The sequence below is a fragment of the Clostridium sp. D5 genome (assembly GCF_000190355.1).
Lineage (GTDB): Bacteria > Bacillota > Clostridia > Lachnospirales > Lachnospiraceae > Faecalicatena > Faecalicatena fissicatena_A.
The window spans coordinates 246,671-259,683 of the sequence record NZ_GL870813.1; the positions used below are offsets into that span (position 1 = coordinate 246,671).

Below are 13,013 nucleotides of genomic sequence, written 5' to 3' on the forward strand. Positions count from 1 at the left end.
CACACAAAAAACTACATGCTCCAGAGCTGTTGGATTTTGGAGAAGGAGGTAAAGAACGATGAAAGAAAAGCAGAAAAAAGCAGGCAGAGCAGCGGGCGGCATAGAAAACACGGTTCCCAAAAAAGAAAATCCCGCTGAAACCAGACGTTATCCCGGAATTCAAATGGTAAGGACAGGCAAATGGCTGCGCTTCCTATGCAAAATACAAAACATACCTGTTAAAGAAATCTGCGAGTGCCTCGGCCTCGGCTGTCCCCAGTCGGTATATGGCTGGTTTGGCGGAAGAACACTGCCATCCCTGGACAACTTCTACACACTCAGCCAGCTGCTGAACGTACCCCTTCACGAACTAATCATAAACTGGGACGAGCAACTGCCCGGAGGCTTCTGCAAAAGAGCAGGAAAAGCCAACATAAGAATCCTGTCATACCGCCTGAAACTAGTATAAGCCACCCGATAACTCAAGTGACCGGCTGAATGTTCCATACATAGTCATCATCTTAACTTCAGACTGGAACCTTCAGCCGATCACATAAATCATCAATACTCCGAGTCACGAATCATATCAATAAAGCCAACCAAACTCAGCCTCAAAGCCGGTTAAGCCTCCCACCGAAGGAAAAGCCCTTACTCCCGCCCGGATGCACCAGCTGTACGGAAGCGCGGCAGGGAGATTCGGGATGCGTCATTGCGGTGTTACAGCCGCTTCATCAAAAGAAAAGCCAGCATATGAACTTTTTGCAGGGCCACAAGCCCTGCAAAAAAGCCGACTCAAGTGGGAATGCATCCGGCATTCCCACGTTTGTCGGCGGTGTTCATCATGTTGGCTTTTCTTTTGATTAGCGGCTGTTACACCACAATGCCGTATCCCGAATCTCCCTGCCGCGCTTCCGTACAGCGTCCCCCTGCATCCCCGCCGCAGCAATAGCCCTTCCTTCAAAGGCACCCCTTACTCCATGCGCGATCTCTCCAGAAAGCATTTAAAGGCCTTCAGGGAATAATTCATAATCAGAGCATCCGGCATCCCGGCCAGCTTTGCCAGTTCCAGGGCAAAAGCAAAGTCCCCCACATGCCTTGTTCCATGGCTGTCGCTTGCAAATACAACCGGATAATGAAAATGCCTGCACAAATTCAAAATCATCATGTCATTGAACCGGGTGTCGCCTCTATATCCATCAGGGCTTAGAGAACTGTTATTGATCTCCAGAATTACATCGTATTTCATAGCTGCTTTTACAATTGCCAGATAATCGACGGGATATTTTACATCATCACAGTGTCCGATAATACGGACATAGGGATTCTTCATGGCTGCAATATAAGCGGCTGTGTTTTCTTCCGGGGTCCCCGGCTTTTTGACCGGTTTATGAATACTGGCAATCACATAATCCAGCTTTGCCAGTATGGAATCCTCCAGATCCAGTTTTCCTTCATTATTTAAAATATTTGCCTCCGCTCCATAGAGCATCTCTACCCCCAGGCGTTCCTTCTGGGCGTAAGACAGGCTGCGGAAATAAGACGGCTTTCCTCCGCCGCAGGTGGCAGGGCCGTGATCGGATATTCCAAGCATTTTCAGATTCTTTGAAGCGGCGGCCTTTGCCATGTCCGTAATGGTTGCAGTAGAGGCATGTCCGCTTGCTATTGTGTGCGTATGTATATCAAATTGAAAAGAAGACATAATGATGGAACCTTTCTATATAAAATAAATGAATATTCTCATTTACAAAATCCTAATATATAGTATGCGTGATGGGTTTTTGTTTGTCAATAAGAAAGTGAAATAAAATACCAATAAAAACAACAAAATAAATATTGGGATTCCTTGGATTCACATATAGAAATCGCTAAAACCATGTTGCTTCATGTTGACTTATAGATACTATTAAAGTATAATGGTGACAACTGGGTGGAGATTCATTTTTTCTTCAGAAGGTTAATATTCTATGTATAGATGTGGTGAGCTATCTATATATAAGGAAAGGAGTAACAAAGCAAATGGGACTATATACCTATGACAGTACGGACATACCGAAGTCGGAGCGTATTCCAAAGCTTGTTGAGAACCTGTATGCCAGGATGCCCGAGATTGAATCTGCGAGAGCAGTTCTTCTGACGGAGTCTTATAAGCAGACAGAGAGCGAGCCGGTAATTATCCGCCGTGCAAAAGCATTTCAGCATATTTTGGAAAATATTCCGATTATTATCCGCGACCTCGAACTGATTGTGGGCAGTACAACGCTCGCTCCAAGAGGATGTCAGACTTATCCGGAATTTTCGTATGAATGGCTGGAAGGTGAATTTGAAACAGTAGAGACCAGAAGTGCAGATCCATTTCACATATCAGATCAGACCAAAGCGGAACTGAAACAGGCTAACGCATACTGGAAGGGAAAGACAACAAGCGAACTGGCTACCTCCTATATGGAGCCGGAGACACTGCTTGCTATGGAACATAACATTTTTACCCCCGGTAACTATTTTTATAATGGTGTAGGCCATGTTACGGTGAAGTATGGAGAAGTTCTGGATATCGGATTCTCAGGAATCAAGGCGAAAGCAGAAGCAGAGATGGCAAGGCTGAGCCTGACCGACGGTGATTATCAGCAAAAGTCAAGATTTCTGGAAGCAGTCATGATCAGCTGTGATGCTGCCGTTACATATGCGAGACGTTATGCTAAGCTGGCTCTCGAAGAGGCGGAGAAGTGTTCAGACATGACACGTAAAAAAGAGCTGCTTCAGATCGCACAGAATTGCGCGAACGTTCCCGAAAAGGGGGCTGTGGGATTTTATGAGGCATGTCAGTCATTCTGGTTTGTACAGCAGCTGCTTCAGATAGAATCCTCCGGACATTCGATTTCTCCGGGTAGATTTGACCAGTATATGTATCCTTATTATAAGAAGGACTTAGATAGTGGGAAGATAACGAGAGAATTTGCACAGGAATTAATGGACTGCATCTGGGTGAAGTTAAATGACCTGAACAAGTGCCGCGATGCCGTTTCTGCAGAAGGATTTGCAGGATACAGCCTTTTCCAGAACCTGATCGCAGGCGGTCAGAATGAAGAAGGAATTGATGTGACGAATGATTTATCATTTATGAGCATTGAAGCATCCATGCATGTGTTCCTTCCGCAGCCTTCTCTGTCCGTCAGAGTGTGGAACGGATCCCCTCATGAGTTCCTGATCAAAGCGGCGGAGCTGACCCGTACAGGAATCGGACTGCCGGCTTATTATAATGACGAAGTGATTATTCCATCCCTGGTGAGCAGAGGACTGACACTGGAGGACGCGAGAGACTACAATATTATCGGCTGTGTTGAGCCGCAGAAGTCTGGTAAGACAGAAGGCTGGCATGATGCGGCATTTTTCAATATGTGCCGCCCGCTGGAGCTGGTTTTCGGCAACGGCATGGACAAGGGTGTGCAGGTTGGACCGCAGACTGGCCGCGTAGAGGACATGAAGACTTTTGAGGAATTCTATCATGCCTATAAGATCCAGATGGATTATACAATCAAGCTTCTGGTCAATGCGGACAATGCGATTGATGTAGCACATGCACAGAGATGCCCGCTTCCGTTCCTTTCCTCAATGGTCGACGACTGTATGAAGAAAGGGAAGACGGTTCAGGAAGGCGGAGCAGTATATAACTTTACCGGCCCGCAGGGGTTCGGAGTTGCGAACATGGCGGATTCACTGTATGCGGTGAAAAAGCTGGTTTACGATGAAAAGAAAGTAACCATGAAGGAACTCAAAGAGGCCCTGGCTACAAACTATGGCAAGGGACTGAGCGACGAGGATGTGGCTTCCATGACTGCAGAGATTGCAGGCAGCATGAAGGCGGCCGGACAGGCTGTCACAGAGCGGGAGGTCGCAGCTATTCTGAAGACAGTAGTTGCCGCCTCAGAAGCTCCGGAAGTAAAAGCAAATGGAGAGCGTATTCTCAAATTAATTGAAACGGTTCCGAAGTTCGGAAACGACATTCCTGAAGTGGATGCATTTGCAAGAGACGTAGCCTATACATATACGAAGCCTCTGCAGAATTATAAGAACCCAAGAGGCGGTATTTTCCAGGCCGGGTTATATCCGGTATCTGCAAATGTTCCGCTGGGAGCGCAGACAGGGGCTACACCGGACGGACGACTTGCACATACACCGGTTGCAGACGGCGTTTCACCGTCAGCTGGAAAAGATGTAAGCGGACCTACGGCTGCGGCAAACTCGGTTTCCAGGCTGGATCATTATATTGCATCCAATGGCACACTGTTTAATCAGAAGTTCCATCCATCTGCACTGAGCGGCAGGAGAGGCCTTGAAAACTTTGTGGGGCTTGTCCGTTCTTTCTTTGATCAGAAGGGAAGCCATATGCAGTTCAATGTTGTCAGCCGTGAGACGCTGCTGGATGCACAGAAGAATCCGGAGCAGTACAAGCATCTGGTTGTCCGGGTTGCCGGATACAGCGCTTTGTTTACGACGCTTTCCAAGTCTCTACAGGATGACATTATCCGGAGAACGGAGCAGGGATTCTAATGGAAGAGAGGAATCGCAGCATGGAGGATTATTTAAATACAAAAGGCCGCATTTTCGATATACAGAGATATTCTATCCATGACGGTAATGGAATACGGACGATTGTATTTTTGAAGGGCTGTGTTCTGAGATGCCGGTGGTGCTGTAATCCGGAATCACAGCGGTATGAGATTGAGACCATGATGGTTCAGGGAGAGCCGAAGGCAATCGGTGAGGATGTCACAGTGAAAGAAGTGATGGAAACGGTCGAAAAGGACCGCACGTATTACCGGCGGACCGGAGGCGGACTGACGCTTTCCGGAGGCGAGAGCCTGTGCCAGCCTGAATTTGCCGCTGCACTTTTGAGGGCGGCATCTGAAGTTGGCATCAGCACGGCCATGGAAAGCATGGGATGCGCGGATTACAAAGTGATCGAGGGCCTGCTCCCGTATCTGGACCAGTACCTGCTGGACATCAAGCATATGAATCCGGCGAAACACAAAGAATTCACAGGACGTTCCAATGAACTGATGCTGGAGAATGCAATGAAGATTGCAAAGTCAGGCATGACGGAGCTGAGCGTCCGGGTACCTGTTATTCCGGGATTCAATGATACAAATGAAGAGATCCGGGATATCGCAGAGTATACGAAGGCACTGGGCAGTGTGAAAAGGCTCCACCTGCTTCCCTACCACAGACTTGGACAGGACAAGTATGAAGGCTTGGGAAGAGAGTACCTGATGGGAAATGTTGAGCCGCCGTCAAATGAAAAGATGGAGATGCTGCTCAAAACTGCGGAACTGGCATCCGGAATTGAATGTCAGATAGGAGGCTAGGAAACATGAGTTATGAACAGATGCCGGAGAGAATCGTACAGGAACTGGTTCCCGGCAAAGAGATAACAATCGCCCATTTGATTGCAAGTCCGGATATTACATTATATGAAAAGCTGGGACTGGATCCAAGGGTGGAATACAGCAAGTCTGCAATCGGCGTGCTGACCATCAGCCCGGCGGAAACCGCTATCATTGCGGCAGACATTGCAATTAAAGCAGCAGGTATTGAACTGGGATTTGTAGACCGTTTCAGCGGTACTTTGATTGTAACTGGTACGATTTCAGAGACAGAGGCAGCGATCCGCGCAGTGCTGGATTATGTGAGGAATAAGATGGGCTTCTCTGTGTGTGAGATTACAAGGACTTAATAGATATGAAGAAAATCGTACTGATGGGCAGAAGCGAATGTGGAAAAACCACACTGACCCAGGCATTAAAAGGTGAAAAAATCCAGTATCACAAGACCCAATACGTGAATAACTTCGATGTTATCATAGATACCCCGGGCGAATACGCCCAGACGAAACATCTGGGTTATGCCCTTGCCTTATATTCCTATGAGGCGGATGTTGTAGGACTCCTGGTTTCGGCAACAGAACCCTATTCTCTCTACCCGCCGTGCTGCACAGCAATGTGCAACCGGGAGGTCATCGGCATCGTGACCAAGATACACGACAGGAATGCCAATGCGGAACGTGCAGAGAGGTGGCTCAGGCTTGCGGGGTGCAAAAAGATCTTCTTTGTTGACTCGAAAAATTACGAGGGAATTCCGGAAATTCTGGAGTACTTAAAAGAAGAAGGCGATGTGCTTCCGTGGGAGACTGAGGAGGCCGAAAAAAAGACTGAGAAAACAACAAATCCAACACAATAATAAGTTGACTAATGTGGGATTGTGTGGTAATATCGAGTTAGAAACAACAAAAAACAAATGTTTAGTTTTGTTTTAAGAGTCCAAGGAGGAAAATAAGGATGCAAAACGAATACGAAATCAAAAAAGAAATGTGTGAAATCGGTAAAAGAGTGTACAATCGCGGGATGGTTGCTGCAAATGACGGTAACTTCTCTGTAAAACTGAATGACAATGAATTTTTATGTACACCTACAGGTGTCAGCAAAGGATTCATGACACCGGAATATATCTGTAAAGTAGACGCTGAAGGTAATGTACTGCAGGCAAACAAAGGGTTCAGACCTTCTTCAGAGATAAAGATGCACATGCGTGTATATAAAGAAAGACCAGACGTAAACTCAGTTGTACATGCTCACCCTCTGTACGCTACAACATTTGCTATCTGCGGAATTCCTCTTACACAGCCGATCATGCCTGAAGCTGTTATCGCTCTGGGATGCGTACCGATCGCAAAATACGGCACACCTTCTACAATGGAGATTCCGGATGCTGTTTCTGAGCACTTACAGTACTTTGATGCAGTTCTGCTTGAGAACCACGGAGCTCTTGCATACTCAGACAGCCTTCTGAGCGCATACCACAAGATGGAATCTCTGGAATTCTACGCACAGCTTCTGTATCAGTCAAAGATGCTCGGCGAGCCACAGGAATTCAACAAAGAGCAGATGGACAAGCTGTATGAAATCAGAAGAAAAATGGGACTTCCAGGAAAACATCCTGCAAACGTATGCCCGAACGCAAAAGCTGGCAAGCCAAGCTGTCACAGCTGCGGTGGTTCATGCAGCTCTGCTGCACCGGAAGCTGCAGGCGCAGATGCTGATTTAGTTGCATCTATTACAAAGAAAGTTATGGATCAGCTGGGACTGTAGGAATATATGTCCAAAGGGTTTTGCACAATGCATACCCGGCGGGCAGAGTTAAATCATGTTTAGGAGACTGCTATGAATGAACAGGATATTACCAATGCTGTGAAAGCAGTGTTGGGCCAGATGAAGGAAAGTGGTTCCCATCACGAAAAAGGACATGTATGCAGGTGTCATAAGCATAAGATGACATTGAAGGCTGCCAATGCACTGATTGAGAAAGTAACTGCAAAAGCTGCTGAGATGGGCGTCAATGTGGTGGCTGCCGTGTCAGATCAGGCGGGAAGGCCTGTTGCAGTCCAGAGTATGGATGGTGCCTACATAGCAAGTTTTGATATTGCGTTAAATAAAACATTTACTTCAGCGAGCCTCAAGATGTCCACGGAAGCGCTTAGCCATCTAAGCCAGCCGGGACAGCCTTTGTACGGAATTCAGTTCACGAATGAAGGGAAAATCGTAATATTTGGCGGCGGAGAGCCGCTGGAAGCAGATGGAAAAATAATCGGGGCCTTGGGGGTGAGCGGCGGCACTGCTGAAGAAGACACCGCAATAGCCGCTTATGGCAGAGAAGTTTTCGAGGAGGTATTAGCGTGTCTGTAAATGAACAGATGATCCAGGACATCGTATCAGAAGTCATGGCAAAAATGCAGATTGCTTCCGAAGTATCAGACAACCACGGCATATTTGCTGATATGAATGAAGCAATTGAAGCTGCGAAAAAAGCGCAGAAGATCGTGGGCAGAATGTCCATGGATCAAAGAGAAAAGATAATATCCAATATCAGAAAAAAGACAGTTGAGAATGCAGAGATACTTGCACGCATGGGCGTACAGGAGACAGGCATGGGCAATGTCGGACATAAGATTTTAAAACATCAGTTAGTTGCAGAGAAGACACCGGGAACGGAAGACATCACAACGACTGCATGGTCAGGAGACAGAGGACTGACACTGATAGAGATGGGACCATTCGGCGTGATCGGTGCGATTACACCATGTACAAACCCGAGTGAGACAGTACTCTGCAATACAATCGGTATGCTGGCGGGCGGCAATACAGTCGTATTTAACCCGCATCCGGGAGCGATCAAGACATCCATCTTTGCGATCAACATGATCAACGAAGCTTCACTTGAAGCAGGCGGACCGGACAACATCGCATGTACGGTAGAGAAGCCGACCCTGGAATCAAGCAACATTATGATGAAGCACAAAGCAATTCATCTGATTGCAGCAACAGGCGGACCTGGAGTTGTAACAGCCGTCCTTTCTTCAGGCAAGAGGGGAATCGGAGCAGGGGCAGGCAACCCGCCGGCACTTGTAGACGAGACAGCAGATATCCGCAAAGCGGCAGAGGATATTGTAAACGGATGTACATTCGACAATAACCTGCCATGTATCGCTGAGAAGGAAATCGTAGCCGTGGATTCTGTCGCAGACGAATTAATGCACTACATGGTCAGCGAACAGGGATGCTACCTGGCTTCCAAAGAAGAGCAGGAGGCCCTGACAGCAGTTGTTCTCAAAGACGGCAGGCTGAACAGAAACTGTGTGGGAAGGGATGCTAAGACACTTCTGGGAATGATCGGCGTGAGTGTTCCGGACAATATCAGATGTATCACATTTGAGGGACCGAAGGAACATCCATTGATCGCAACAGAGCTGATGATGCCGATCCTGGGCGTAGTCAGAGCAAAAGATTTTGATGATGCGGTTGAGCAGTCTGTATGGCTGGAACACGGCAACAGACATTCCGCACATATACATTCCAAGAACGTAGACAACATCACCAAATATGCAAAAGCGATTGACACTGCAATTCTTGTAAAGAACGGCCCGTCATATGCTGCAATTGGATTCGGGGGCGAAGGCTTCTGCACATTTACAATTGCCAGCAGGACAGGGGAAGGCCTTACAAGCGCAAGCACATTTACAAAGAGAAGACGCTGTGTAATGTCAGACAGTTTATGCATACGTTAAGACAGGAGGAAATAAAATGGAAATGAATTCTGCTAATGTAGAAGCAGTCGTAAAACAGGTACTGGAAAGTATGCTGGACAAAAAAACTGCTCCTGCAGCAAATACAGCAGCAGGAAGCCAGGCAGTTCCGAAAACTGCACGTGTGGCTATGCTGACAGAACTGGAACACTATGACATCAAAGAATTCCCGATCCCGGAACTGGGAGACGGAGATATTCTTGTAAAGGTTGAAGGATGCGGCGTATGCGGTACTGACGCTCATGAATTCAAGAGAGACCCATTCAGCCTGATCCCGGTTGTTCTCGGACATGAAGGAACCGGAGAGATCGTAAAGATGGGCAAGAACGTAAAGATCGACAGTGCAGGAAAAGATCTGAAGGTCGGAGATAAGGTTGTTACCTGTATGATCTTCAAGGACGATCCGGACATCACAATGTACGATCTGAATAAGCAGAATGTAGGCGGAGCTGATGTATACGGACTTCTTCCGGATGATGACATTCATCTGAACGGATGGTTCTCAGATTACATCGTGGTTCGCGAAGGCTCTACAATATTCAATGTAAGCGACCTGGATCTGAAGTCCAGAATACTGATCGAACCATGTGCAGTACTTATCCATGCAGTAGAGAGAGCTAAGACAACAGGAATCCTGAGATTCAACAGCAGAGTTGTTGTACAGGGATGCGGACCGATCGGTCTGATCTGTATCGCAGTGCTCCGTACCATGGGTATCGAGAACATTGTAGCTGTAGACGGAGAGCAGAAGAGACTTGACTTTGCCAAGAAGATGGGAGCCGAGCGCTCTGTAAACTTTAAGGATTTCAAGGGAATTGAAGCTCTGGCAGACGGCGTAAAGGCAGCATTTGACGGACATCCGGCAGACTTTGCGTTCCAGTGTACAGGATCACCTGTTGCACATGCCAACATTTACAAGTTCATCCGCAACGGCGGCGGACTTTGCGAGCTGGGATTCTTCATCAACGGCGGAGACGCTACAATCAATCCGCACTTTGATCTGTGCTCAAAGGAAATCACATTAGTTGGTTCCTGGGTATATACATTAAGAGATTACGCTACAACATTCGATTTCCTGAAGAGAGCAAAAGGAATCGGACTTCCAATGGATGACCTGATCACTCACGAATTCCCGCTGGATCAGATCAACGAAGCTCATCAGACAAACCTGAAGATGGAAGGTCTGAAGATCGCTATTGTTAATAAATAGCAGCAATCCCAAGAAGGAGAATTGATATGGGAGAAGCAGTAGGCATGTTGGAAGTATTCGGACTGGCAACAGCGTTTGCAGCGGCGGATGCCGGGTGTAAAGCAGGCGATGTAAGTCTGGAGACTTTTGACAAGAATAAACCGGCAAACGCAGATGAATTACCTGTACCGCTGATTGTTATGATCAAGTTTCGCGGAAGCGTATCCGATGTTCAGGCAGCATTAGACGCAGCGAAAATGAAAGCAGAAGAACTTGCAGGAGTTGTAGCTGAATACGAGATTGCAAGACCAACACAGGATACAGAAAAGATGCTGAAGCTGAGCGGTTTAGATAAAGGCAAACCAAATAAAATTTATGTAGAAGAAGTCTAGGAGGAAATTAAAATGGCACAACTGGCATTAGGAATGGTAGAAACAAGAGGACTTACAGCAGCAATCGAGGCTGCAGATGCAATGACAAAAGCAGCAGAGGTAACACTGGTAGGAACAGAGAAGATCGGTTCCGGACTTGTAACAGTTATGGTTCGCGGAGATGTTGGAGCTGTTAAGGCTGCAGTTGAGACTGGTGCTGACGCAGCAGGAAGACTTGGCGAATTAGTAGCAACACACGTAATCCCAAGACCACACAACGACGTAGAGAAGATCCTTCCTACTGTATAGGAATTGCAGACGACTGCGATTCTCCCTGTTACTGTAACAGGGAGTAGTCAGAAGAATAGTAAAGGAGCAGTCTCATGGGACAGGCGTATGGATTTTTTGAAATCCCTAGTGTGACGGCAGCGGTAGTTGCCATTGATATTATGTGCAAGACAGCAGAAGTGCAGCTTGTCACCTGGGAGAAAAAGTTAGGTGGAAGACTTGTAACAATTATTATCCGCGGAGACGTAGCAGCTGTATCACAGGCCATTGAAACTGCTGCAGCAAACGGAATTAAAAAACCTGTATCGCATGTGGTGATTGCAAATCCTCACCAGGAGATACTCAAGCTGATCAATAACAGCGCGAACCGGATAAGTTAGGAGGCAGTTAGATGGCAGAAGATAATAAACCAAGCGGCGAGGAAAAGGCACCAGATACTTCCAAACCGGCAGGTGCAGCCAGAAAGAGTACAGCCAGGTCAGCCGGCACAGCAAAAAGCCCGGCGAAGAAGACTACCGGCACTGCAAAAGCTGCATCCACCAGAAAAACGACCACTGCCAAAGCACCGGCCAAGACCATCCAGAGGGTGAAACAGACGGCGCAGCAGGCAGAACAGGCAGAAGAAAAGATTCAATTAAAGGAGGAAAAAAGAATGTCACAGGAAGCATTAGGAATGGTTGAAACAAGAGGTTTAGTAGCATCAATCGAAGCAGCAGATACAATGCTCAAAGCTGCTAATGTAGTATTAGTAGGAACAGAGAAGATCGGTTCCGGACTTGTAACAGTAATGGTTCGTGGAGATGTTGGAGCTGTTAAATCTGCAGTTGAATCAGGTGCAGAGGCAGCAGGAAGACTTGGCGAATTAGTAGCAACACACGTAATCCCAAGACCACACAGCGATGTAGAGAAAATTCTTCCGGCAGTGAAATAATTAGTTTCAGCTAGAGATTTGCGGCCTTACGTGTCTTCCTCAGGAAGATGCGTAAGGCCTGTGAATACTTAATGAGGAGAATTGATATGGATAATAACAACGTAGCATTGATTACCAAGATGGTACTGGAAGCTGTTGAAAAACAGAAAACTTCCGATGATACCGGATATTTGGTGCCGATTGGAGTGTCCGCAAGACATATCCATCTTACACAGGAGCACGTTGAGGCTCTGTTTGGCCCAGGATATCAGTTAACGAAGAAAAAAGAGCTTATGGGCGGACAGTTCGCATCAAACGAGCTGGTTACAATAGTCGGCCTGAAGCTTAGAGCTATAGAAAATGTCAGGATCTTAGGTCCTGTAAGAAGTAAATCTCAGGTGGAGGTATCTGCAACAGATTCCATCCGTCTCGGGGTAAAAGCACCGATCAGAGAATCCGGTAACATCGCGGGTTCAGCACCGATTGCAGTCGTTGGGCCGAAAGGCGCGATTTATCTGGATGAAGGATGTATCATTGCAAAAAGACATATTCATATGTCACCAAAGGATGCAATGGCAGCCGGTGTCCATGACGGAGACATTGTATCTGTGAAAGCAGACAACGAAAGAGGAACCGTATTCAATCATGTACAGATCCGTGTAGATGACAGCTTTACTCTTGAGATGCATATCGACACAGATGAAGCGAACGCAGCGAAAATTGCGACGGGCGATACAGTAAGAATTATTAAGTAGAATACCCCGCAGGCGCCTTCCAGGGCCGGACAAGTCTGACACTGGTGCGCCGTCTGTGCGGGGTAAATGTATTTCACTGGTAGTGAACACTTAAGATTATAGTCGCAAGAGGAGGAAGTTATGCTGATAGGGAAAGTTAAAGGAAGTGTTGTCTCAACACGCAAATGTGATAATCTGGTCGGCAATAAGTTTATGATCATCGATGTTTTGGAGCACATGCAGAACGGCGCGAAACAACTCATTGCGATTGATAAGATTGGTGCAGGTATAGGTGAGTATGTGTTAGTGGCACAGGGCAGTGCGGCGAGAATCGGTTCCGGAATGCCTGATGCACCTATTGATGCAGCAATTGTTGGAATTATTGACGATGGAACAGGACTGGAGTAGT

At 47.0% G+C, this 13,013-nt stretch carries 16 protein-coding genes; 15 read left to right on the plus strand and 1 reads right to left on the minus strand.

The window, feature by feature from the left end; all coding sequences use genetic code 11:
- Positions 1-58: 58 nt before the first annotated feature.
- The gene (locus HMPREF0240_RS23485; protein WP_009003861.1) at positions 59-448 is read left to right on the plus strand and encodes a helix-turn-helix transcriptional regulator; all 390 of its coding nucleotides are present in this window, start codon (positions 59-61) and stop codon (positions 446-448) included.
- A 501-nt stretch (positions 449-949) separates the two neighbouring features.
- Here the strand turns inward: HMPREF0240_RS23485 and HMPREF0240_RS12935 are convergent.
- A complete protein-coding gene (locus HMPREF0240_RS12935; protein ID WP_009003862.1) occupies positions 950-1,678 on the minus strand; it encodes a phosphatase in 729 nt (242 codons plus the stop codon).
- A 317-nt stretch (positions 1,679-1,995) separates the two neighbouring features.
- On the opposite strand from HMPREF0240_RS12935, the gene HMPREF0240_RS12940 reads away from it, so the two are divergent.
- The 14 genes from HMPREF0240_RS12940 to HMPREF0240_RS13005 all read left to right on the plus strand — a co-directional run bounded on the left by HMPREF0240_RS12940 (position 1,996) and on the right by HMPREF0240_RS13005 (position 13,012).
- Entirely contained in the window at positions 1,996-4,527 is a 2,532-nt protein-coding gene (locus HMPREF0240_RS12940) for a glycyl radical protein (protein ID WP_009003863.1), read from the plus strand.
- Positions 4,528-4,547: 20 nt separating this feature from the next.
- A complete protein-coding gene (locus HMPREF0240_RS12945) occupies positions 4,548-5,342 on the plus strand; it encodes a glycyl-radical enzyme activating protein (RefSeq protein WP_009003864.1) in 795 nt (264 codons plus the stop codon).
- Positions 5,343-5,347: 5 nt separating this feature from the next.
- Positions 5,348-5,710: a BMC domain-containing protein gene (locus HMPREF0240_RS12950; protein WP_009003865.1), complete on the plus strand. Its 363-nt coding sequence runs from the start codon at positions 5,348-5,350 to the stop codon at positions 5,708-5,710.
- A 5-nt stretch (positions 5,711-5,715) separates the two neighbouring features.
- Positions 5,716-6,213 (plus strand): EutP/PduV family microcompartment system protein, encoded by a 498-nt coding sequence (gene eutP, locus HMPREF0240_RS12955; protein ID WP_035313372.1) that lies wholly within the window; start codon positions 5,716-5,718, stop codon positions 6,211-6,213.
- A 98-nt stretch (positions 6,214-6,311) separates the two neighbouring features.
- Entirely contained in the window at positions 6,312-7,121 is an 810-nt protein-coding gene (locus HMPREF0240_RS12960; RefSeq protein ID WP_009003867.1) for a class II aldolase/adducin family protein, read from the plus strand.
- A 72-nt stretch (positions 7,122-7,193) separates the two neighbouring features.
- A complete protein-coding gene (locus HMPREF0240_RS12965) occupies positions 7,194-7,715 on the plus strand; it encodes a heme-binding protein (RefSeq protein WP_009003868.1) in 522 nt (173 codons plus the stop codon).
- Positions 7,706-9,094, plus strand: a complete 1,389-nt coding sequence (locus HMPREF0240_RS12970) for an aldehyde dehydrogenase family protein (RefSeq protein ID WP_009003869.1) — start codon at positions 7,706-7,708, stop codon at positions 9,092-9,094. The genes HMPREF0240_RS12965 and HMPREF0240_RS12970 overlap by 10 nt, the downstream gene beginning before the upstream one ends.
- Before the next feature lie 16 nt (positions 9,095-9,110).
- Positions 9,111-10,322 carry a zinc-binding dehydrogenase gene (locus tag HMPREF0240_RS12975; protein WP_009003870.1) on the plus strand — a complete coding sequence of 404 codons (1,212 nt, stop codon included), beginning with the start codon at positions 9,111-9,113 and terminating at the stop codon, positions 10,320-10,322.
- 26 nt (positions 10,323-10,348) lie between these two features.
- Positions 10,349-10,693, plus strand: coding sequence for a BMC domain-containing protein (locus HMPREF0240_RS12980; protein WP_009003871.1), 345 nt, complete (start codon positions 10,349-10,351; stop codon positions 10,691-10,693).
- Between the two features lie 12 nt (positions 10,694-10,705).
- Entirely contained in the window at positions 10,706-10,981 is a 276-nt protein-coding gene (locus tag HMPREF0240_RS12985; RefSeq protein ID WP_009003872.1) for a BMC domain-containing protein, read from the plus strand.
- Positions 10,982-11,055: 74 nt separating this feature from the next.
- On the plus strand, positions 11,056-11,340 hold the full coding sequence (locus HMPREF0240_RS12990; RefSeq protein ID WP_009003873.1) for a BMC domain-containing protein: 285 nt from the start codon (positions 11,056-11,058) through the stop codon (positions 11,338-11,340).
- A gap of 272 nt (positions 11,341-11,612) precedes the next feature.
- A complete protein-coding gene (locus HMPREF0240_RS24385) occupies positions 11,613-11,891 on the plus strand; it encodes a BMC domain-containing protein (RefSeq protein WP_025656504.1) in 279 nt (92 codons plus the stop codon).
- Positions 11,892-11,977: 86 nt separating this feature from the next.
- The gene (locus tag HMPREF0240_RS13000; protein ID WP_009003875.1) at positions 11,978-12,625 is read left to right on the plus strand and encodes a phosphate propanoyltransferase; all 648 of its coding nucleotides are present in this window, start codon (positions 11,978-11,980) and stop codon (positions 12,623-12,625) included.
- A gap of 120 nt (positions 12,626-12,745) precedes the next feature.
- Complete coding sequence (locus HMPREF0240_RS13005) at positions 12,746-13,012, plus strand: EutN/CcmL family microcompartment protein (protein ID WP_009003876.1); 267 nt, start codon at positions 12,746-12,748, stop codon at positions 13,010-13,012.
- The last annotated feature ends 1 nt before the right edge of the window (position 13,013 follow it).

What these genes read in the sequence shown, in the direction of transcription:
- HMPREF0240_RS23485 (WP_009003861.1), top strand. Translation starts at nt 59, where the DNA reads ATGAAAGAAAAGCAGAAAAAAGCAGGCAGAGCAGCGGGCGGCATAGAA.
- HMPREF0240_RS12935 (WP_009003862.1), bottom strand. Translation starts at nt 1,678, where the DNA reads ATGTCTTCTTTTCAATTTGATATACATACGCACACAATAGCAAGCGGA.
- HMPREF0240_RS12940 (WP_009003863.1), top strand. Translation starts at nt 1,996, where the DNA reads ATGGGACTATATACCTATGACAGTACGGACATACCGAAGTCGGAGCGT.
- HMPREF0240_RS12945 (WP_009003864.1), top strand. Translation starts at nt 4,548, where the DNA reads ATGGAGGATTATTTAAATACAAAAGGCCGCATTTTCGATATACAGAGA.
- HMPREF0240_RS12950 (WP_009003865.1), top strand. Translation starts at nt 5,348, where the DNA reads ATGAGTTATGAACAGATGCCGGAGAGAATCGTACAGGAACTGGTTCCC.
- eutP (WP_035313372.1), top strand. Translation starts at nt 5,716, where the DNA reads ATGAAGAAAATCGTACTGATGGGCAGAAGCGAATGTGGAAAAACCACA.
- HMPREF0240_RS12960 (WP_009003867.1), top strand. Translation starts at nt 6,312, where the DNA reads ATGCAAAACGAATACGAAATCAAAAAAGAAATGTGTGAAATCGGTAAA.
- HMPREF0240_RS12965 (WP_009003868.1), top strand. Translation starts at nt 7,194, where the DNA reads ATGAATGAACAGGATATTACCAATGCTGTGAAAGCAGTGTTGGGCCAG.
- HMPREF0240_RS12975 (WP_009003870.1), top strand. Translation starts at nt 9,111, where the DNA reads ATGGAAATGAATTCTGCTAATGTAGAAGCAGTCGTAAAACAGGTACTG.
- HMPREF0240_RS12980 (WP_009003871.1), top strand. Translation starts at nt 10,349, where the DNA reads ATGGGAGAAGCAGTAGGCATGTTGGAAGTATTCGGACTGGCAACAGCG.
- HMPREF0240_RS12985 (WP_009003872.1), top strand. Translation starts at nt 10,706, where the DNA reads ATGGCACAACTGGCATTAGGAATGGTAGAAACAAGAGGACTTACAGCA.
- HMPREF0240_RS12990 (WP_009003873.1), top strand. Translation starts at nt 11,056, where the DNA reads ATGGGACAGGCGTATGGATTTTTTGAAATCCCTAGTGTGACGGCAGCG.
- HMPREF0240_RS24385 (WP_025656504.1), top strand. Translation starts at nt 11,613, where the DNA reads ATGTCACAGGAAGCATTAGGAATGGTTGAAACAAGAGGTTTAGTAGCA.
- HMPREF0240_RS13000 (WP_009003875.1), top strand. Translation starts at nt 11,978, where the DNA reads ATGGATAATAACAACGTAGCATTGATTACCAAGATGGTACTGGAAGCT.
- HMPREF0240_RS13005 (WP_009003876.1), top strand. Translation starts at nt 12,746, where the DNA reads ATGCTGATAGGGAAAGTTAAAGGAAGTGTTGTCTCAACACGCAAATGT.